The sequence below is a fragment of the Hydrocarboniphaga sp. genome (genome assembly GCF_028291725.1).
Classification (GTDB): Bacteria; Pseudomonadota; Gammaproteobacteria; order Nevskiales; family Nevskiaceae; genus Hydrocarboniphaga.
Map to the genome: position 1 here is coordinate 59,257 of NZ_JAQGNT010000040.1, position 19,069 is coordinate 78,325.

16 protein-coding genes are annotated in these 19,069 nt (G+C 63.1%); 14 read left to right on the top strand and 2 right to left on the bottom strand.

Annotated features, from left to right (window positions below; genetic code table 11):
- From JWQ90_RS10785 to JWQ90_RS10845, 13 genes are all read left to right on the top strand, one after another.
- Nucleotides 1-492 carry an aromatic-ring-hydroxylating dioxygenase subunit beta gene (locus tag JWQ90_RS10785; RefSeq protein WP_299693385.1) on the top strand — a complete coding sequence of 164 codons (492 nt, stop codon included), beginning with the start codon at nt 1-3 and terminating at the stop codon, nt 490-492.
- A gap of 7 nt (nt 493-499) precedes the next feature.
- The gene (locus JWQ90_RS10790) at nt 500-1,324 is read left to right on the top strand and encodes an enoyl-CoA hydratase-related protein (RefSeq protein WP_299693388.1); all 825 of its coding nucleotides are present in this window, start codon (nt 500-502) and stop codon (nt 1,322-1,324) included.
- A gap of 4 nt (nt 1,325-1,328) precedes the next feature.
- Nucleotides 1,329-2,072 (top strand): SDR family NAD(P)-dependent oxidoreductase, encoded by a 744-nt coding sequence (locus tag JWQ90_RS10795; RefSeq protein WP_299693390.1) that lies wholly within the window; start codon nt 1,329-1,331, stop codon nt 2,070-2,072.
- Nucleotides 2,069-2,989 carry an alpha/beta hydrolase gene (locus JWQ90_RS10800; RefSeq protein WP_299693393.1) on the top strand — a complete coding sequence of 307 codons (921 nt, stop codon included), beginning with the start codon at nt 2,069-2,071 and terminating at the stop codon, nt 2,987-2,989. Before JWQ90_RS10795 ends, JWQ90_RS10800 begins: the two co-directional genes overlap by 4 nt.
- A 78-nt stretch (nt 2,990-3,067) precedes the next feature.
- Nucleotides 3,068-4,540 (top strand): 3-oxoacyl-[acyl-carrier-protein] synthase III C-terminal domain-containing protein, encoded by a 1,473-nt coding sequence (locus JWQ90_RS10805; RefSeq protein WP_299693395.1) that lies wholly within the window; start codon nt 3,068-3,070, stop codon nt 4,538-4,540.
- Nucleotides 4,541-4,543: 3 nt separating this feature from the next.
- Nucleotides 4,544-5,746 carry an acetyl-CoA acetyltransferase gene (locus JWQ90_RS10810; RefSeq protein ID WP_299693398.1) on the top strand — a complete coding sequence of 401 codons (1,203 nt, stop codon included), beginning with the start codon at nt 4,544-4,546 and terminating at the stop codon, nt 5,744-5,746.
- A gap of 2 nt (nt 5,747-5,748) precedes the next feature.
- Nucleotides 5,749-6,543 carry an enoyl-CoA hydratase/isomerase family protein gene (locus tag JWQ90_RS10815; protein ID WP_299693401.1) on the top strand — a complete coding sequence of 265 codons (795 nt, stop codon included), beginning with the start codon at nt 5,749-5,751 and terminating at the stop codon, nt 6,541-6,543.
- A 20-nt stretch (nt 6,544-6,563) separates the two neighbouring features.
- Nucleotides 6,564-7,322 carry an enoyl-CoA hydratase-related protein gene (locus JWQ90_RS10820; protein WP_299693404.1) on the top strand — a complete coding sequence of 253 codons (759 nt, stop codon included), beginning with the start codon at nt 6,564-6,566 and terminating at the stop codon, nt 7,320-7,322.
- Between the two features lie 12 nt (nt 7,323-7,334).
- The gene (locus tag JWQ90_RS10825; RefSeq protein WP_299693407.1) at nt 7,335-8,858 is read left to right on the top strand and encodes a 3-hydroxyacyl-CoA dehydrogenase; all 1,524 of its coding nucleotides are present in this window, start codon (nt 7,335-7,337) and stop codon (nt 8,856-8,858) included.
- A gap of 1 nt (nt 8,859) precedes the next feature.
- A complete protein-coding gene (locus tag JWQ90_RS10830; protein WP_299693410.1) occupies nt 8,860-9,717 on the top strand; it encodes a hypothetical protein in 858 nt (285 codons plus the stop codon).
- Nucleotides 9,714-10,592, top strand: a complete 879-nt coding sequence (locus tag JWQ90_RS10835) for a CoA ester lyase (RefSeq protein WP_299693413.1) — start codon at nt 9,714-9,716, stop codon at nt 10,590-10,592. The genes JWQ90_RS10830 and JWQ90_RS10835 overlap by 4 nt, the downstream gene beginning before the upstream one ends.
- Before the next feature lie 19 nt (nt 10,593-10,611).
- On the top strand, nt 10,612-12,288 hold the full coding sequence (locus JWQ90_RS10840) for an acyl-CoA dehydrogenase family protein (RefSeq protein WP_299693416.1): 1,677 nt from the start codon (nt 10,612-10,614) through the stop codon (nt 12,286-12,288).
- Between the two features lie 7 nt (nt 12,289-12,295).
- Nucleotides 12,296-13,510 (top strand): CoA transferase, encoded by a 1,215-nt coding sequence (locus tag JWQ90_RS10845; RefSeq protein ID WP_299693419.1) that lies wholly within the window; start codon nt 12,296-12,298, stop codon nt 13,508-13,510.
- 20 nt (nt 13,511-13,530) lie between these two features.
- Here JWQ90_RS10845 and JWQ90_RS10850 read toward each other — a convergent pair whose 3' ends face one another.
- Together JWQ90_RS10850 and JWQ90_RS10855 are read right to left on the bottom strand one after the other, a co-directional pair.
- The gene (locus JWQ90_RS10850; protein WP_299693422.1) at nt 13,531-15,993 is read right to left on the bottom strand and encodes a TonB-dependent receptor; all 2,463 of its coding nucleotides are present in this window, start codon (nt 15,991-15,993) and stop codon (nt 13,531-13,533) included.
- Nucleotides 15,994-16,277: 284 nt separating this feature from the next.
- Nucleotides 16,278-17,429, bottom strand: a complete 1,152-nt coding sequence (locus JWQ90_RS10855; RefSeq protein WP_299693424.1) for an acyl-CoA dehydrogenase family protein — start codon at nt 17,427-17,429, stop codon at nt 16,278-16,280.
- A gap of 169 nt (nt 17,430-17,598) precedes the next feature.
- Between JWQ90_RS10855 and JWQ90_RS10860 the strand changes: the two genes are divergently transcribed.
- On the top strand, nt 17,599-19,047 hold the full coding sequence (locus JWQ90_RS10860; protein ID WP_299693426.1) for an aldehyde dehydrogenase family protein: 1,449 nt from the start codon (nt 17,599-17,601) through the stop codon (nt 19,045-19,047).
- The last annotated feature ends 22 nt before the right edge of the window (nt 19,048-19,069 follow it).

Sequence of the window (19,069 nt, forward strand, 5' to 3'; positions counted from 1 at the left end):
ATGGCGTTCGATGCCAACGACAGCCTACTTTTATGCGAAATCGAGCAGTTTCTCTATCACGAAGCACGGCTGGCCGACGACCACCAATACGAAGCCTGGGAATCGCTGTGGACCGAGGACGGCGTCTACTGGATTCCTGCCAACGGCGAAGGCGGTGATCCCGAGCAGGTGATGTCGATCGTCTACGACAATCGCTCGCGCATCGCACTGCGTATCAAGCAGCTGCTCACCGGCAAGCGGCTCAGTCAGACGCCGCGGTCCGGCTTGCGGCGCATCGTCTCCAACGTCGAGATGCTCGGCCGCGAGAACCAGGACCTGCGCGTGACCGCCAATGCCTTCGTTTTTGAATCCACGTTGCGCGGCGATCTCGTCTGGGCATCGCGCAACGAGTACCGGCTGCGTCGCGTCGGCGGCGAGCTGCGCATGGCCTACAAGAAAGTCACCTTGGTCAACAACGACAAGGCCTTGTACTCGATGTCCTTCTTGATCTGAGGTAGCGATGAGTGTGACCGAATCCAGAGAGACGCTCATTGCCGACGGCCCGGCGCTGCTTGAGCTGAGGCCGGGTGGCATCGGGCATTTGCAGATGAACCGTCCGGCGTCGGCCAACGGCCTCAATCTGGAAATGCTCCAGGGCCTGCACCTGGCGGTGCAGCGCTGCATGACCGAGCCGCGCATCCGCGTCGTGCTGCTCACCGGGAAAGGTGCCAATTTCTGCGCAGGCGGCGACGTCCACGTGTTTGCTTCCAAAGGCGATGAGCTGCCGTACTTCATTCGCCAGGCCACGGCGCTTCTGCAGGTGGTGATCGGTGCGCTGATTCATCTCGACGCGCCGCTCGTCGCCGCGGTCCAGGGCTTTACCGCAGGCGGCGGCGGCATGGGCCTGCTGTGCGCGAGCGACCTCGTGATCGCGTCCGAATCCGCGAAGTTTCTGGCCGGTGCCACGCGCGTCGGCATGGCGCCGGATGCGGGCCTGTCGGTCACGCTGCCGCGTCTGATCGGCGCACGCAAGGCTGCGGAAATGCTGCTGATGAACCCGACCGTGAGCGCGGCCGAAGCGCTCGAATCCGGGTTGATCAATCGTGTCGTGCCCGATGCGGAGCTGGAAGCCAGCGCGCTTGCCTATGCCATGAAGCTCGCGGCCGGCGCACCGCTGGCATTGGCCGCGACCAAGCGCCTGCTGTGGGCCGGCGTGGGCCTGGGCGTGGATGCGGCCATGCCCGAAGAGGCGCGCACCGTGGCTGCTCTGTGCCACACGCAGGACGTGCGCGAAGGCCTCGCCGCCGTCATCGAAAAGCGTTCTGCGCGCTTCATCGGACGCTGAGGCGATGATTTCGAGCAGGCGGCTGGCGGGGCGGCGCGCTTTCGTCACCGGCGGTTCTAAAGGCATCGGGGCAGCCATCGTGCGCCGTCTGGTCGCCGAGGGGGCGAGCGTGGTCTTCAGCGCGCAGGACATGAAGATGGCCGATGCGCTCGCAGCGGAGATCGGCGCGACCGCGATCCGCCTCGACGTCACCGATCTTGCCGCGACCCACTCGGCGGTGACTACCTCGGGCCCCTTCGACATTCTGGTCAATAACGCGGGCCAGGATCAGCACGCCTACTTCACCAACACCACGATGGACGAGTGGCGGCATCTGCTCGCGGTCAATCTCGAAGCGGTATTCGCCACTACGCACGCGGCATTGCCGGCGATGCAGGCGGCGCGGTTCGGACGCATCATCAATATCGGCTCGGAAGCGGGCCGCCTGGGTTCCAAGGGCGGCGCGGTGTATGCGGCGGCCAAGGGCGGTGTGATCGCTTTCACCCGGTCGATCGCCCGCGAGAACGGACGCAGGGGCATCACCGCCAACGTCATCGCGCCGGGTCCGGTCGACACGCCGCTGCTGCGCAAGGGCCTGGAAAGCGGAGGCGACAAACTGCTGGAAGCGATGAAAGGGGCGACGCTGCTCTATCGCCTGGGTACGCCCGACGAAGTCGCCGCTGCGCTCGCTTTTCTCGCCTCCGACGAAGCGGGCTTCATCACCGGCGAAACGCTGGGCGTCTCGGGCGGCATGGGTTGCGGCGCGTGAGCGGGGCCGACGCCAAAGTCAAAGCGACTATCGATCTCGCGATCGAGCGCGTGCTCAAGGTCTATGGCAGCTGGCGTCGCGACACGCCGATAGCGCAGATGCGTATCGACTGGGACCGCTTGTTCTGGTCGGATGCGGTGACGTCAAAGACCCAGAGCGTGTCCGCCAACGGCGTCGATGCGCTGTGGGTGGAGGCGCCCGGCGTCGACACGGATCGAGTGCTCGTCTACTTCCATGGCGGCGGTTTCAAGCTGGGCTCGGTACGCTCGCATCGGGATCTGATGGCGCGCATTTCGGGCGCCGCGAACTGTCGTGTACTGGGACTGGAGTACCGGCTCGCACCCGAGCACCGTTTCCCGGCCCCGATCGAGGATGCCGTCGCTGCTTACCGCTGGTTGCTGAAGCAGGGGACTGCGGGCGATCGAATCGCCTTCGCCGGTGATTCCGCCGGCGGCGGGCTTGCGATATCCGCGATGTTCGCGCTAAGGGAACAGCGCCTGCCTTTGCCGGCCGCCGCTGTGCTGCTCTCGGCCTGGACCGATCTGACTGCCGAAAGCAAGAGCTATCAGACGCGAGCACAAGCCGATCCGATCCACCAGCGGCCGATGATCATCGCGACCGCGCGGAACTACCTCGGGGACCGTGGGGATCCGCGCGACCCGCTGGCCTCACCGCTGTTCGGCGATCTCACGGGACTGCCGCCGGTGCTGCTGCAAGTCGGTGATCGCGAGACCGGCCTGGACGATTCCCATCGTTTCGCCGAGAAGGCGCGTGATGCCGGCGTCGAAGTCCGGGTCGAGGTTTACAACGGAATGATTCACGTCTTTCAGCAGTTCCCCGAGATCCTGCCGGAGGCGTCGCAGGCGATCGATTCGATCGGCCGGTTCCTGCAAGGCATCTGGTCGCATTCTCGATAAAAAAAGTGCGCCTATCCGAACCGGCGCCGCCTCTCGGAGTTCGCCGCAAGTTCATGTAATCGGCAAGGAACAAACATCATGTTGGGTATCGTTGGATATGGCGCCTACATCCCGCGCCTGCGCTTGAATCGAAAAGCGGTTACGCAGGCGAACGCCTGGTTCGCGCCGCACTTGGGCGGCAAAGCCAAGGGCACGCGCGCCATGGCGAACTGGGACGAGGACAGCATCACCATGGCGGTTGCCGCGGCGCGTGATTGTCTCGGCTCCGGCGAAGACCGCAGTCGCGTGCATAGCTTGTATCTGGCATCGAGCACACTGCCCTTTGCCGAACGCCTCAACGCCGGCATCGTCAGCGAGGCGCTCACGCTGGGTGATACGGTCGAGGCGCTGGATATCGGCGGCTCGCTGCGCGCCGCTATGTCGGGGCTGGGCGAAGCCTTGTCCAAGGCGCAGACGATCAAGGGCGACGTACTGCTGCTGGCCGCCGACAACCGCAAGACGCGCGCCGCAAGCGCGCAGGAAATCGATTACGGGGATGGCGCTGCCGCGATGCTGGTCGGCACCCGGAACGTGATCGCCGAGTACCTGGGCGGCGGCACGGTTTCGGTTGATTTCGTCGATCATTTCCGTCTCGCCGGTGAGGACATCGATTATTTCTGGGAAGAACGCTGGATTCGCGACGAAGGCATCGGCAAGTTGCTGCCCAAGGCGATCAAGACCGCGCTGAAGAACGCCGGCGTCACCGCTGAATCGGTCGACCATTTCATCTTCCCGAGCACGCTGAGCAAGATCGACGCGCAACTCGCCAAGACTTGCGGTATCAAGCCCGCGGCCGTCGTCGACAACCTCGCGGCCGGGGTCGGCGACACCGGAACGCCGCATGCGCTGCTGATGCTGGCGCACTTGCTGGAGACGGCGCAGCCGGGCCAGCTGATCGTCGTGAGCCAGTTCGGCAGCGGGGCGCAGGCGCTGGTGTTCCGCGTCACCGATGCGATCAGGAATTTCCAGCCCAGGACCGGCGCGTCGAAGTGGTTGGCGCGCGGCGTCGAGGAAACCAGCTACACCAAGTTCCTCGCGTTCAAGAGCCAGCTCGAACTCGAGCGCGGCATGCGCGGCGAGCAGGACAAGAAGACCGCGCTGACCACGCTGTATCGGCACAGGAGCGCGATTCTCGGACTCGTCGGGGGCCGTTGTGAAAAGACCGGAGAAGTGCACTACCCACCATCGCGTTTGTCATATACGCAGGGCGCGCCGGCACTCGATACGCAGAAGCCCTATAAGCTCGCCGAGCGCCAGGCGACGGTACTGAGCTGGTCGGCGGAGTATCTGTCGTACTACCCCTCGCCACCGCATTTCTACGGCCAGATCGACTTCGACGGCGGCGGCCGCATCCTCATGGAATTCACCGACATCGCCAAAGGTGATGTGGATACCAGCACGCGCGTGGAGATGGTCTTTCGCGTCAAGGATGTCGACGACAAGCGCGGATTCGTGCGCTATTTCTGGAAGGCGACGCCATTGCGCGATGCCACCGCCCAAGTTTCGGAGTAAGTCATGCCCATCGGCATCAAAGACAAGGTCGTCATTCTAGGCATGGGCTGCAGCCGCTTCGGTGAGCGCTGGGACGCGAGTCCCGAAGACCTCATGATCGAGGCCTACAGCGAGGCCATGGCCGACGCCGGCATCGCACCCGAGCAGCTCGATGCCGCCTGGTTCTCCACGCACATGAGCGATGTCGGCACCGGCCGAGGCGGCCTGCCCATGGGCATTGCGCTGCGCCTGCCCAACATCGGTGTCACGCGCGTCGAGAACTTCTGTGCCGGTGGCACGGAGGCGGCGCGCGCGGCGGTCTACGCCGTCGCATCCGGCGCCTGCGACATCGCCATCGCGCTCGGCGTGGAGAAGCTCAAGGACACCGGCTACGGCGGTTTGCCGGTCGCCACGGTCGGCACCTATATTCCCCAGTGGTATCCCGCCGCCGTGGCTCCCGCGAACTTTGCGCAGCTGGCGACGGCCTATCGCCACAAGCACGGCGTCGATGCCGCGCTGCTCAAGCGAGCCATCGCGCATGTATCGGTAAAGAGCCACGCAAATGGCAGCAAGAATCCCAAGGCACATCTGCAGAAGGCGGTGACTGAGGAGCAGGTACTCGACGCTCCGATCATCGCAGAGCCGCTGGGCCTGTTCGATTGCTGCGGCGTTTCAGACGGCTCCGCCGCGATCATCGTGACGCGGCCCGATATCGCGCGCAGCCTCGGCAAGCGCGACCTCGTGTCGTTCAAGGCCTTGCAGGTGGCGACCTCGAACGGCTGGGAAATGCATTCCAACGAATGGGATGGCAGCTATTTCCATACCGCGCGCATCGCTGCCAGGAAAGCGTATGCGGAGGCCGGCATCACCAGGCCGCGCGAACAAGTCAGCATGCTCGAAGTTCATGACTGCTTCTCCGTGACCGAATTGGTGACGATGGAAGACTTGTATCTGTCGCCCGAAGGCGGCGCGGTCAAGGACGTCATGGACGGCTTCTTCGACGCCGAAGGCAAGATTCCCTGCCAGATCGATGGCGGCCTCAAGTGCTTCGGTCATCCGGTGGGCGCGAGCGGCATCCGCATGCTCTACGAAATGTACCTGCAGTTGCAGGGTCGCGCCGGGCCACGCCAGTTGAAGGATCCGCGCATCGGCCTCACCCACAATCTCGGCGGGCAGCCGCCGCAGAATGTGTGCTCGATCGCGATCGTCGGCCGGCTGGAAGGCTGAGCGTGACCTCTACCGACAAGATCCTCGTCGATCGGCCGGCACCGCAGGTCGTGCGCCTGCTGATCAACCGGCCCGACAAGCGCAACGCCATCGACTACGACGTGCGCCAGCAGCTGATCGAGGCGTTGACGCGGCAGCTTGCCGACGGCGAGACGCGCGCGCTGGTGCTCGGCGGTGTGGGCGGCAATTTCTCGGCTGGTGGTGATGTGCCCAGCATGGTGGGATTGTCGGCAGCCCAGGCGCGCGAGCGCATGCGCCATGTCGCCGGTCTGTGCCGCCTGGTCGGTGATGCCGGCATTCCGGTTGTCACGGCGATGGAAGGGGTCAGCGCCGGCGCCTGCATTGGCCTTGCGCTGCTGGGCGACTACATCGTCGTCGGCGATGGCACGAAGATCCTGTTCCCGTTCATGAAGCTCGGCCTAGTGCCGGACTGGGGCAGCCTGCAGACCCTGCCGCGCCGCGTTGGCCTGCCGGCCGCGCGTCGCCTGATGACCTTGGGCCAGAGCGTGTCGGGCGCCGAGTCGCAGCGGCTGGGCCTGGCCGACGAACTCGTCGTCGATGTCCAGGTGATGGATACCGCGGTGCGCCGGGCGAGCGAACTGGCGGCGCTGCCTCAGGCCGCATTTGCGCGCATGAAGCAGCGGCTCAACGCGCCTTCCGCGACGTTCGACGAAGAGCTGCAGCGCGAAGAGGACGATCAGGCCAGCCTGCTGCTCGGCGAGGATTTCCGCGAAGGCTATGCGGCGTTCACCGAGAAGCGCACAGCCGATTTCGTGCGCAGGGCGGGCAGGGCGTGAGCGAGGCCCGGAAACCAGCGGTGCGCATCGAACGCGACGGTGCGGTCGGCATCGTCGTTCTCGATCGCCCCGAAAGGCGCAACGCCATGGATCTGTCGATGCGCGCCGGCCTGGCCGCCGCCGTGCACGAACTCGACCAGGACCCCGGCATCCGCGCGCTCGTTATCACAGGCAGCGGCGGCGTGTTCGCGGCCGGTGCCGACCTCAAGCTGCTCGCCGACAAGGGCGCGCAGGACATGGTCGACCTCGATCTCGGGCAGTACTGGGCACCGCTGCTGGCGTGCACAAAACCGGTGATCGCGGCGGTCAGCGGCTTTGCGCTCGGCGCGGGCTGCGAGCTGGCGATGATGTGCGACATCGTCGTCGGCGATCCGAGTGCGCGCTTCGGCCAGCCCGAAGCGAAGGTCGGCATCATGCCCGGAGCCGGCGGAACGCAGCGGCTGGTGCGCGCGGTCGGCAAGCCGATCGCGAGCCTGATGCTGATGACCGGCGAGATGATCGCCGCCGATCGCGCCGCTCAGCTCGGACTGATCAGCGAGCTGGTCGCGGAAGGCGAGGCCCTGCGGCGTGCGCGTGAGCTGGCACAGGCTGCGGCCGCAATGCCTCCGCGTGCGCTGCGCGCGATCAAGCGGGTGCTCGCGCAGGGCGCCGATCTGCCGCTCGATGCAGCGCTGTCTCTGGAGAACCGCGAGTTCCTGCTGCTGTTCGATACGCAGGACAAGACCGAGGGAATGCGCGCATTTATCGACAAGCGAAAGCCCCGCTTTTCCGGCAAATAGAGACAGCAAGGCATGCCTTACGAAAACAAGAAAATCGTCGGTGTCGTCGGCGGTGGCGCAATGGGTCGCGGCATCCTGCAGTTGTTCGCCGAGGCCGGTCATGAAGTACGCGTGTTCGACGCTGCCGAGAACGCGGCCGAAAAGGCAGGTCTGTTCGTCGCCGGGATGATCGGCCGCGCCGTCGACAAGGGTCGCTACACGCGTGATCAGGGCGAGGCGCTGATCGCGCGCGTCAAGCCTGCCGTGGCCCTGAGCGATCTTGCCGGCTGCGACATCGTGATCGAAGCCATCGTGGAAGACATCGGCGTCAAGCAGAAAGTGTTTGCGGCGATCGAAGACGTGGTCTCGGAGCAGGCCATCATCGTCAGCAACACCTCGTCGCTGGTGGTCGCGGAGATCGCCGCCAAGTGCCGGCAGCCGGGCCGCATCGCCGGCCTGCATTTCTTCAATCCCGTGCCGCTGATGAAAGTGGTGGAAATCATCGCCGCGGTTCGCACCAGTGCAGCCACGGTCGAGTCGCTCCGCGGGCTGGTCGCCGGGACCGGCCACCGTGCGGTGATCACCGCAGACCAGCCCGGCTTCCTGGTAAACCACGCGGGCCGCGGGCTTTATACCGAGGGTCTGCGCGTACTCGAAGAACGAGTGGCGGCGCCGGCCGACGTCGACACGCTGATGCGCGAAGCGGCGGGCTTTCGCATGGGGCCTTTCGAGTTGCTCGATCTGACCGGCCTGGATGTGTCCGGCAAGGTGATGGAGTCGATCTACCAGCAGTTCCAGCATGAGCCGCGTTTCCGGCCCTCGTCGTTGGTCCGGCCGCGCATCGCCGCGGGCCTGTTCGGCCGCAAGACCGGCGAAGGCTGGTATGCCTACGACGCGCTTTCCAAAAAGATCGCGCCGGACGAGGCCTGCGCCGCGCCGCTGTTGCCGGCCGGTCTCAAGCTGTGGATCGACGATTCGGCCGACGATCGCGAATCCATCGCTGCGCTGGCTTCCGCGGCCGGCGTGGAACGGGTCGGCTCATCTGCGGAGGCCGACCTGCTGGTGGTGCAGTTCTGGGGCTGGGATGCGAGCGGCTACGCCGTCGACAAGGGCCTGGATGCCAGCAAGCTGGTGGCGCTCGATCCGCTACCCGGCCTCGACAAGCGCCGCACGCTGATGCTCAGCGCAGTAACCACACCCGGCGCCCGCGACGCCGCACTGGCTCTGTTCGGCACGGGCGGCGCCCGGCTCACGCTGATCAACGACAGCTGCGGCTTCGTGGTACAACGCATTCTTGCGACCATCGTCAACATCGCGGCCGATATCGCGCAGCGCGGCATCGCCAGCATCGCCGACATCGAAGATGCCGTGAGACTCGGCCTGGGCTATCCGCAAGGGCCGCTGAGCTGGGGCGACAGGATCGGTGGCGCGCGCGTGCTGACGATCCTGCAGAACATGCAGGCAGTGACCGGCGATCCACGCTACCGCCCCAGCCCCTGGCTGACGCGCCGCGTCCGCCTGGGCCTGTCGCTGCTGACGCCGGAGGCGCAGCGCTGAGATGAGCGCCATCGACCTCGATCACCTGCGCAGCTGGGTCGGCCGCGAGCTGCGGATAACCGATCCGCTCACGCCGTTTCCGGCGCGCGCCTTGGCCGGCGCGCTCGATCACGAGAACCTGCCTGAAGTCGGCGATGCGCTGCCGCCATGCTGGCACTGGATCTATTTTCTCGATCCCGCGCGGGCGTCGGCTGTCGGCATCGACGGCCATCCGCACAAAGGCGGTTTCCTGCCGCCGGTGCCTTTGCCGCGGCGCATGTGGGCGGCCGGCGTACTGAATATCGCGCACGCTCTCAGACTCGGCGTGGCGGCGGAAAAAATCTCGACCATCCGTTCCGTGGAGTACAAGCAGGGCAAGACCGGCGTGCTGGTCTTCGTCAATCTCGATCACCAGATCGTGCAGCAGGGCCGGCTCTGCGTTCACGAAGAACAGAACCTGGTTTATCGCGATATGCCGGCGGGTCCGGTGTCGATGCCGGCGGGCGAGTCCGCTCCGGCCAAGGCCGACTGGTCGCGCAGGCTGAAGCCGGACCCGGTGCTGCTGTTCCGATATTCGGCACTGACCTACAACGCGCATCGGATTCACTACGATCGCGATTATGCAATGCATGAGGAGTTCTATCCGGCGCTCGTCGTGCACGGCCCTCTGCTGGTGACATTGCTGCTCGATCTCGTACTGCGCGAGCAGCCCGGCTTGCCGATCGCGCAGTTCCGTTTCCGCGCCGTGCGCCCGACGTTCGATCTTGGATCCGTCCAATTGTGCGGACAGCGTGACGGCGACACTGTGAAACTGTGGAGCGCCGATGACGAGCACTGTATCGGTATGAGCGCGAGCCTCGTGCTCGGAGCGAAGACATGACCATCGTCGCGCGCGTTTGGCGATCGATGCTGTTCCTGCCGGCTCATGTCGAGAAGTTCGTCGAGCGTGCGCATACGCGCGGGGCAGATGCCTATATCCTCGATCTCGAAGACAGCGTGCCCGCCGCCGAAAAGGCGCGGGCGCGGGCGCTCATCGGCCAGGGAGCGCAGCAGCTCATTCAGAACGGCGCTGCGGCCTTGGTGCGCATCAACGCCGGGGCGGAACTCGCCGCAGCGGACATACAGGCCGCCTGCCTAAGTAGCGTCGCCGCGCTGGTATTGCCCAAAATCAACGGCGCGATGGAAGTCGCTGCCGTCGCCGCGCAGCTCGATGCGCTGGAAGCCTCGCGAGGTCTCGTCCCCGGCCGCATCCGGCTGATCGCGCAGATCGAGGACGTCGCAGCTTTGCCGCATCTCGACCAGATCGCAACGAGTTCGCCGCGCCTGCTCGGAATGATTCTGGGTTCCGAAGACTTCTCCGTTTCAGCCGGCATGGAAGCTTGTCCAGAAGCATTGTTCGCACCGAACCAGCAGATCGTTTTCGCCTGCCGCCGCGCCGGTATCTTGCCGTTCGGCTTTCCGGCCTCGATTGCCGGCTATGCCGATCTCGGCCAGTTCCGTGGCCACATACGACTCGCGCGGCGTATTGGCTCCGTCGGCGCGTTTTGCATTCACCCTACGCAGATCGCGGTGTTGAATGAAGAATTCTCGCCCTCTCCTGCCGAGATTGAAGATGCGCGCGGCGTGATCGCCGCGCTGGAAGCGGGCCTGCGTGACGGCAAGGCGGCTGTTTCATACATGAACCGCATGATCGACCCGCCCGTCGCGGCCCGCGCGCACGAAGTACTGCGCCGTGCCGGCACGGAATCACAATGATGTTGGCCGCCATCCCCTCATGACTTCCTTCAGCCCATTTCCTCCGCTGGCCTCCAGGGCGCTTGCCAGTCTGCGACAGTCGTTCGAGCATACCGCCGCGGCGCTCGCGCAGTCCTGCGCGAATGGCGGCGTGCTCGACGCAAGGCGGCTCGATCAGGAACAGGTGCCGAGCTATGAACTGGCTCTGGCCAGCGCCGAGCTGCTGGCCGCAGAAACGGTGCTGGCGCAGCTGCCGCCGGCGCCTTTGGTACTCGATCGGCGCCTGGCACTGACCTGTGTAATGGACGCGATCGGCAGCGTCGCCGAGCGACTGCATGTGATCGCGCTGGACCTGGACCTCGATATGACGCCGCTGAAGGCGCTATTGGCGAGCGCCGACGTTCTCGAGCTGCGCCGGGCCGTGCTCGGCGGCCGCGCTCTCAACGAGACCGGCCGCCTGCTGTGCGAGAGCCACGATGAAATAGGCCACATCGAACTCGGCGAGGAACTCACGCTGGCGCAACAGCAGTTCCGCAGAATCGCTGCCGAGGTCGTCGCACCGCGTGCAGAAGCGATTCATCGGCACGATCTGATCGTGCCGGAAGAATTGCTGCAGCCGCTGCGTGAAATGGGCGTGTTCGGCCTGTCGATTCCGGAACGCTTCGGCGGCAGCGCGCCTGACGATCGCGACGACAACCTGATGATGATCGTCGTGACCGAAGCGCTATCCGAAGCTTCGCTGGCCGCCGCAGGCAGCCTGATCACACGTCCGGAAATCCTGTCGCGAGCGCTGATCACCGGCGGCACCGACGAGCAGAAGGCGCACTGGCTGCCGAAGATCGCGTGCGGCAATCCGCTCTGCGGAATCGCCATCACCGAGCCGGATTACGGCTCCGACGTCGCGAGTTTGCAGCTCAAGGGCACGCGCACTGCCGGCGGCTGGCTGCTGAATGGTGCCAAGACCTGGTGCACCTTCGCCGGCAAGGCCGGACTCATCATGGTAGTGACGCGCACCAGTCCGGATCGCTCGTCGGGCTACCGCGGTCTGTCGATCCTTCTGGTCGAAAAGCCTTCTTATGACGGCCATGCTTTCACCTACCAGCAGGATGGCGGCGGCCGACTGGTAGGCAAGGCAATCCCCACGATCGGCTACCGCGGCATGCATTCCTTTGATCTTTCGTTCGAGCAATTCTTTGTACCGGACGCGAATGTGATCGGCGGTGAAGCCGGTCTCGGCAAGGGCTTCTATTTCACGATGGCCGGCATGATGGGCGGGCGTATGCAAACGGCTGCTCGCGCCTCCGGCATCATGCGTGCAGCCCTGCTCGCAGCTCTGCGCTATGCCGGCGATCGCAAAGTGTTCGGCGCGCCCCTGGCGAACTATGCATTGACGCGTGCCAAGCTTGCGCGCATGGCGGCGCGCTTTGTCGCCTGCCGTCAGCTCGCTTATGCGGTAGGGCGGCTGCTCGATCAGGGCGGCGGCCGCATGGAGGCGAGCCTGGTCAAACTCTTTGCGTGTCGTTCGGCCGAGTGGATCACGCGTGAGGCACTGCAGATCTATGGCGGCATGGGCTACGCCGAGGAGTCCGCCGTCAGCCGCTACTTCGTCGATGCGCGCGTACTGTCGATCTTCGAAGGCGCTGAGGAAACCCTTGCACTCAAGGTGATCGCGCGCAGCCTGCTCGAAGATGCGCTGAAGATCGGCACACAGCACTGAGACGCCGATGAACAACGGAATCCTTTCGGGTCTGCGCGTGGTGGAGGCCTCGGCCTTCGTCGCTGCTCCGCTGGGGGGCATGACGCTGGCGCAGATGGGCGCAGACGTAATCCGCATCGATTCCCCCGGTGGAGGTCTCGACTATCGGCGCTGGCCGGTCACCGACGACGACACCAGCCTGTTCTGGTGCGGGCTTAACAAGGCCAAGCGCTCGGTCTGCATCGACTTCGGCAAGCCGGAGGGGCGCGAGTTGGCGATGGCGCTGATCACCGCGCCCGGCGACAACGCGGGCATGCTGCTGACCAATTTTCCGCCTCGAGGGTGGCTGTCGTACGAAGCGCTGTGTCAAAAGCGCCCTGACCTGATCCAGCTCACGATTCAGGGAGATCGACATGGCGGTTCGGCCGTTGATTACACGATCAATCCGGCAATGGGCTTGCCGTACCTGACCGGGCCCGGCGATTCGAACGGCGTGGTTAACCACGTTCTGCCAGCCTGGGACCTGATCACCGGCCAGATGGCCGCCGTTGGCCTTCTCGCAGCCGAGCGTCATCGCCGATGCAGCGGCCAGGGCCAGCACGTCAAGCTCGCGCTGCAAGACGTGGCGCTAGCGGCGATGGGCAATCTCGGATTCATTGCCGAGGCTCAGCTCGGCCACCAACGCGAACGCGTAGGCAATTATCTGTACGGTGCCTTTGGCCGTGATTTCGTCTGCTCAGACGGCGAGCGCGTCATGGTAGTGGGCCTTACGAGCAAGCAATGGAAGTCGCTGATTGAAGCCACAGAGACAAGGGCGGGAATCGATATGCTGGCGAAAACGCTGGGTCTGGATCTGGGACAGGAAGGCAACCGCTTCCGCGCCCGTGAATCGATCGCCGAGTTGTTGAGCCCGTGGATTGCGGCGCGCCCGTACACGGTTGTTGCCGCGACGTTCGATCGACACGGCGTCTGCTGGAGCCGCTATCAAACCGTCGCCGAGCTGATCTCAGGTGATGCGGCATGCTCTGAAGACAATCCGATGTTCCGAAAAGTCGAACAGCATGGAGTCGGTTCTCTGCTCGCGCCGACGATCCCGCTGGATTTCTCCAAAGGCGGAAGGTGCAGGCCATCGGTGGCGCCTCGGCTCGGTGAGAATACGGATGAAGTGTTGAGCGATGTGCTGGGGCTCGACTCGGCGGCTATCGGAAAATTGCACGAGAAGGGACTTGTCTCCGGCTTATAAGTCGCTGGCTCAAGTCCGTATCAAAAAATCCAATCGACTCTCAATCCGTACGTTACCGGATAGGCAAGGTTGCTTAGAATGCCGAAGTCGGTCTGAAACAGGCCGGTGTGATAACGCTCGTCGAAAAGGTTCTTGCCGAAGGCAGTGATACGCAGATCCCATGGCGTATACAAGTAGCTGACCCTTGCATTCACGAGCTTGTAGGCGTCTTCCTTGTCGTTGTCGTCATTGGTTGCGGTATAGAAGAAACCAGAGTTGTAATAGACGTCCGCCCCTAGCTCAAGCTCGCCGGTCCGGCCAGCTTCCATTGTCTGGGTTACGCCAACACCACCAGAGAATTTCGGTGTGCGCTCGATCTCATGGCCAGTGTTATCGAGATTGCTGCTGTAGATGCCGGTTGTCGGGTTGAAGTCATCGGCGCTCGTAAATTTGTCGTAGACCGTGTGCAGATAGGCTCCGTTTGCCGTCACTGCAAGGCCCGGGTCAAGATCCGGTAGCGGTGTCAGAGTCAGATCGAACTCCGCGCCGCGAATGCTGGCTTTCTGCGCGTTGTCGAGTCGAACCGCTCCCCCCGAGATCAGAGCGACATTCGAAGTCTGTTTGTTCTTGATGCTGTTGTCGAAAATAGCAGCGTTCAACCGCAGCAGCCGAGCGAAGAAATCAGCCTTGAACCCCAACTCGTACGAAGTCACTAGTTCGGGCTTGACGAAATCCGGCGGCGTATAGATCGCGGCAATGTTGTAGGTCGCGCTTTTGAAGCCTTCGGAACGCGAGGCATAGATCAGTACGCCGTCACGAGGCGTTACGCTGACATTGAACTTTGTCGACAGGTTGGTGCGTTTGTCGCTTTTGAGGTCGTAAGGAAGAAGCTCGATTGTGTTTCCGGTGACGGAGTCGAAAAGGGAGGTATTCGAAGCGGTCAAATAGCGTTCTTCGCTTTGATATCGGCCTCCAACCGTGAGCGCGAACCAATCCGTGGCATGCCAAGTACCTTGTCCGTAGCCAGAAATGGATTTAGTGCCCATGATGCCCTGCAGTGTGAGGCCCGGTCCATCGAATTGATCCAGCCGGGTGAAAAGGTCGACGACATTATCGGGCAGGTCGAGCGGCAGTGCATTGGTGACCGCGTAATTCAGAACGCCCTTTCCTAGCTGCAGCGTAATGTTGTTGTAGCCGCCCAGGCTGTGAACATAATAGCTTCCCGCAACCCAATCGAAATCGTGACCACCCCAGCCATCGGTCCTCGACACCAGCTGCACCTCAGCGGTTTGCGCGTCAGTAAACTGGTCCTTCGCGTAGAAACCTACCAATGGGAGTGCAGAACCATCGAAATCGTAGGCAGTGTAGTCCGTCACATTGGATTGATCGCTGCCAAAGATTTTGGCGTCGAACCACGGCAGTGACCACCGCAGGCCAAATGAGGCGACCTCATAGTAGCCCTTGACGTAGGAGGGATAATCCGAGCTCAGCTGATAGTCGTCAGGCTGCTCCGGAATGAGCAGTAGTCCGCCGATTATGCTGGTTTTGATGTTCTTTGAAATCAGTGAGCCAGTGCTTTTCTGGTCCGAACGGAAATACGAGAGATCGATATCGAAGTTGTCGGTGGGGTGCCAGTTAACGCGTGCACGGCCCGCCAGGCTGCGGTCTGCAGCAAGCTCCCGGTCGGGATGCGAATAAGGGCTGTCGATATGCTTGTAGATCAGATCCAGGCTCGCGCCGATAGTGTCCGTTATCGGAGTGGTGACGAAGCCTTTAATGCGGCGCTCGTTGAAATTGCCCAGTTGGCCCTGAACCGAGCCCTCGAAAGTCTCGCCTGGCTTTTTGGTCACGACGCTGATAGCGCCGCCGGTGGAGTTGCGTCCGAACAGCGTGCCCTGTGGGCCCTTCAGTACTTCCACACGCTCGATGCCGCCGAAGTCCGTGACCAGGCCTTGCGAACTGGGGACATAGATTCCGTCGATGTAAGTGGTCACACTGGGGTCGGCTGAAGGTACGAAAACGTCGGTTCCGACTCCACGGATGTATACAAAGGAATAGCCGCCGAATTCGGTGATCGACAGCGCCGGCGTGATCGTGGCCAGCGCCTTGGTGTCGAACACGCCTCTCGCATCCAGAGCCTCTGAGCTGAAGGCCGCGATCGAGATGGGTACGTCCTGCAAACGCTCCTCGCGCTTCTGGGCGGTGACCACAACTTCTTCGATCGTACGATTGCGAGGTCCCGAAGATTCGCGGCTAAGGTCCTCGTCGGTCGCGACCGGAGCAATCTCGACCGGGATGCTGTCAACTGGAGTCGAAGGGCTGGCGGTTGCCTGTGTCACGGCCGCCGGCGGTGTTGCAACTTCATTGACGGCCGGCTCTGCCGGTCGCGATGCTGCACCGGCATTGTCGACTGGTGGATCTGACTGAATATCCTGCGAAGCAGCGAGTCCGGCGCTGAGGTACATTGCGATGAAGGTCCCGGACCGCCGGTATGCATGATCCATTTCTCTCTCCCCCGCCAGATTATTACCGGCTCAATTTTCTTATCGGTCACATCTCAGCTCGGAAGCGGCGTGGCGCCTTCGTTGTTGGAATAGATTAGTGAACGAGTCGTCAGTTGATCTCGTCGTATCCGACGAGATCAACTTGTCGCGGTGTCTTGAAAAGCCTGCTGTGCGGCGCGGCGGCAGCAGAAGACTGCATTTCACGGGCTATCCAGTGGAACGCGGCAAAGGTGCTGGAACTCAAAGGCGGTCGGCGCTTGCGCGGTGCGTGGCGACCCCAGCTTCTACAAGGCGCGTCCGATCAATTCCTTGAGGATTTCGTTCGATCCGCCGTAAATCGGCTCGATGCGAGCGTCCACATACATGCGTGCGATGGGATAGTCCAAAATATAGCCATGCCCGCCAAACATCTGCAGGCAGCGGTGAACGATTTCGCATTGCTGTTCGCTGAGCCACCACTTGCTCATCGAAGCGACCGACGTATCCATGCTGCCATCCAGCATCCGCTCGATGGTGAAATCGGCGAATACTCGCGCGATGGTCGCGATGGTCTTGACCTCAGCCATCTGGATGCGCACATGCTGCAGATCCAATAGCGGCTTACCAAAAGCCATCCGCTCCTTTACGTAGTCGCGCGTTACACGAAAAGCATGTTCGATGACGGCAGCGTTGTTGACCCCGCTGAGAGCGCGTTCGTAGGTCAGGTCCTTCATCATCTGGTAAAAGCCCTGGCCTTCGATGCCGCCCAGCAAGGAGTCTGCCGGCACCTCGCAGTCGTCGAAAAACAGCTCGCAGGTATCCGAGCCGTGCAGGCCGATCTTTTTTAAGCGTTTGCCTACACGGAATCCGGCGGTGCGTGTCTCGAATATAAACAGCGAGACGCCCTTGGCACGCGCGTTCGGATCGGTCTTGGCGGCCAGCACGAGCACGTCGCCGATGGAACCGTTCGTGATGAAGGTCTTGGAGCCGCGGATGCGGTAACCGTCGCTGTATCGTTCGGCGCGTGTCTTCATGCTTTGAAGATCCGTACCGCCGCCGGGCTCGGTCATCCCCATGCCGGCGATCAGTTCGCCGGAAGCCAGCCGCGGAAGATAGTGGCGCTTCTGTTCTTCGGTTCCGTAGCGCTCGATGTAGTGTGCGGCGATCACGTGGATTTGCTTGCCAGCACGCCAGCTGGTGTCGCCGGCTATGCAGAGCTCGTGTGCGATCAACGCTTCATGGGCAAACGTACCGCCCGAGCCGCCATACACCTCGCTGATGTCGGGGGTCAATATGCCCAGTTCACCGGCCTTGGTCCAGACCTTGCGGTCCGTCGCGCCTTGTTCGTACCAGCGTTCCTGGTTCGGCGTGACCTGCTCCGCTACGAAGCGGCGTGCCAGATCACGCATCGCCTCGAGTTCGTCGGTCATCCAGTGAGGCTGATAATGTTCGATCATAGGGGTTCGGCGTAACCTGGGGAATGCGGACTGCGGAAACTCATTCTAGGAATCGGCTGCGCGGGGTCGAATCGTCGCTTCCGACGATCCAGGCAGCGGTCGCGCAGTCGAACATGCGCGATCAGCCGAGTGGTTTGAATCGAGTCTGTACGTCCCCTGGAGAACTCGCATGTCCGCCACCATTCCCATGCTGCATCCGCCGGGCAGCCTGACGCCGGCGCAGGAGTCCGAAGTCGCGCGCGTGTTCGAGCTGCAGAAGGCCACGGCGCTGAAACTGCGCCGCTCCACGGTTGCCGAGCGCCTGGCCAAGCTCAGGCGACTGCGCGCGGTGATCATGGCCAATCGCGACGCGATCGTGGAAGCCGGCATCCAGGACTTCCGGCGGCCGGCGACCGAAATCGAAATGTTCGAGCTGATGCCGGTGATCATGGACATCGCGGACGTCAGCAAGAAGCTCAAGCGCTGGCTCAAGCCCAAGCGGGTGATGCCGACGAGCATGATGCTGGGCACGAGTTCGTGGGTGCGCTATGAGCCGCGCGGCCGCTGCCTGATCGTCGCGCCCTGGAATTACCCACTGACCTTGACCTTGGGACCGCTGGTTCCGGCGATCGCCAGCGGCAATACGGTGATCGTGAAGACTTCGGAAGTCGCGCCGCATTTCTCCGCCGTGCTGGTGAAGATCATCCGCGAGACCTTCGCCGAGGACGAGGTGGCGGTGTTTGAGGGCGATGCGACGCTCGCCGCCGCTCTGCTGAAATTGCCGTTCGATCACCTGTTCTTCACGGGTGCACCGAGCATCGGAAAACTGGTGATGGCCGCCGCGTCGAAGCATTTGAGCAGCGTCACGCTGGAACTGGGCGGCAAGTGCCCCGTGATCGTCGACGACACCGCCGACATCGAGCATGCGGCCGATACCATCGCCTGGGCCAAGTACGCCAACAGCGGCCAGACCTGCATTGCGCCGGATCACGTCTACGTGCATGCATCGGTCCAGGATCGGCTGGTTGCGCGTTTCAAGAAGACCCTCGATCGCCTGTATGGCGAGAACCGCGCCGCGCTGCAGGCGCCGCTGGGCCGCGTGATCAACGTCCGGCACACGCAGCGCATCGGCGCACTGCTGGAGGACGCGAAGCAGCGAGGAGCGAAAGTGCTGTACGGCGGCGCCGTCGACGAAGCCGAGCATTTCGTCGCGCCGACGCTGATTACCGGGATTCCGCGCGATGCCAAAATCATGAGCGAAGAGATCTTCGGGCCGCTGCTGCCGATCATCCCGTTCACGCAGATCGACGAAGTCATCACGTCGATAAACGACGCGCCCAAGCCACTGGCGCTCTACATCTGGAGTCGGAACTCGGACGTGGCCGACAGGATTATCGAGAACACCAGTGCCGGCGGCACGTGCATCAATCACCAGTCGATGCAGTTCCTGCATCACAATCTGCCGTTCGGTGGTGTCAACAACTCCGGCATCGGCAGCTATCACGGCGAATGGGGGATTCGCGCGTTCTCGCACGAGCGCGCCATCGTCAGGACGCGCGTGTTCCTGGCCAAAGTATTCTTCCCGCCTTACACGAACTTCACACGCAAGATCGTGAACCTGATTCTCAAGTATTTATAAACAGTTTTATAAGCACAGGCGC

What these genes read in the sequence shown, in the direction of transcription:
- JWQ90_RS10785 (WP_299693385.1), top strand. Translation starts at nt 1, where the DNA reads ATGGCGTTCGATGCCAACGACAGCCTACTTTTATGCGAAATCGAGCAG.
- JWQ90_RS10790 (WP_299693388.1), top strand. Translation starts at nt 500, where the DNA reads ATGAGTGTGACCGAATCCAGAGAGACGCTCATTGCCGACGGCCCGGCG.
- JWQ90_RS10795 (WP_299693390.1), top strand. Translation starts at nt 1,329, where the DNA reads ATGATTTCGAGCAGGCGGCTGGCGGGGCGGCGCGCTTTCGTCACCGGC.
- JWQ90_RS10805 (WP_299693395.1), top strand. Translation starts at nt 3,068, where the DNA reads ATGTTGGGTATCGTTGGATATGGCGCCTACATCCCGCGCCTGCGCTTG.
- JWQ90_RS10810 (WP_299693398.1), top strand. Translation starts at nt 4,544, where the DNA reads ATGCCCATCGGCATCAAAGACAAGGTCGTCATTCTAGGCATGGGCTGC.
- JWQ90_RS10825 (WP_299693407.1), top strand. Translation starts at nt 7,335, where the DNA reads ATGCCTTACGAAAACAAGAAAATCGTCGGTGTCGTCGGCGGTGGCGCA.
- JWQ90_RS10830 (WP_299693410.1), top strand. Translation starts at nt 8,860, where the DNA reads ATGAGCGCCATCGACCTCGATCACCTGCGCAGCTGGGTCGGCCGCGAG.
- JWQ90_RS10835 (WP_299693413.1), top strand. Translation starts at nt 9,714, where the DNA reads ATGACCATCGTCGCGCGCGTTTGGCGATCGATGCTGTTCCTGCCGGCT.
- JWQ90_RS10840 (WP_299693416.1), top strand. Translation starts at nt 10,612, where the DNA reads ATGACTTCCTTCAGCCCATTTCCTCCGCTGGCCTCCAGGGCGCTTGCC.
- JWQ90_RS10845 (WP_299693419.1), top strand. Translation starts at nt 12,296, where the DNA reads ATGAACAACGGAATCCTTTCGGGTCTGCGCGTGGTGGAGGCCTCGGCC.
- JWQ90_RS10850 (WP_299693422.1), bottom strand. Translation starts at nt 15,993, where the DNA reads ATGGATCATGCATACCGGCGGTCCGGGACCTTCATCGCAATGTACCTC.
- JWQ90_RS10855 (WP_299693424.1), bottom strand. Translation starts at nt 17,429, where the DNA reads ATGATCGAACATTATCAGCCTCACTGGATGACCGACGAACTCGAGGCG.
- JWQ90_RS10860 (WP_299693426.1), top strand. Translation starts at nt 17,599, where the DNA reads ATGTCCGCCACCATTCCCATGCTGCATCCGCCGGGCAGCCTGACGCCG.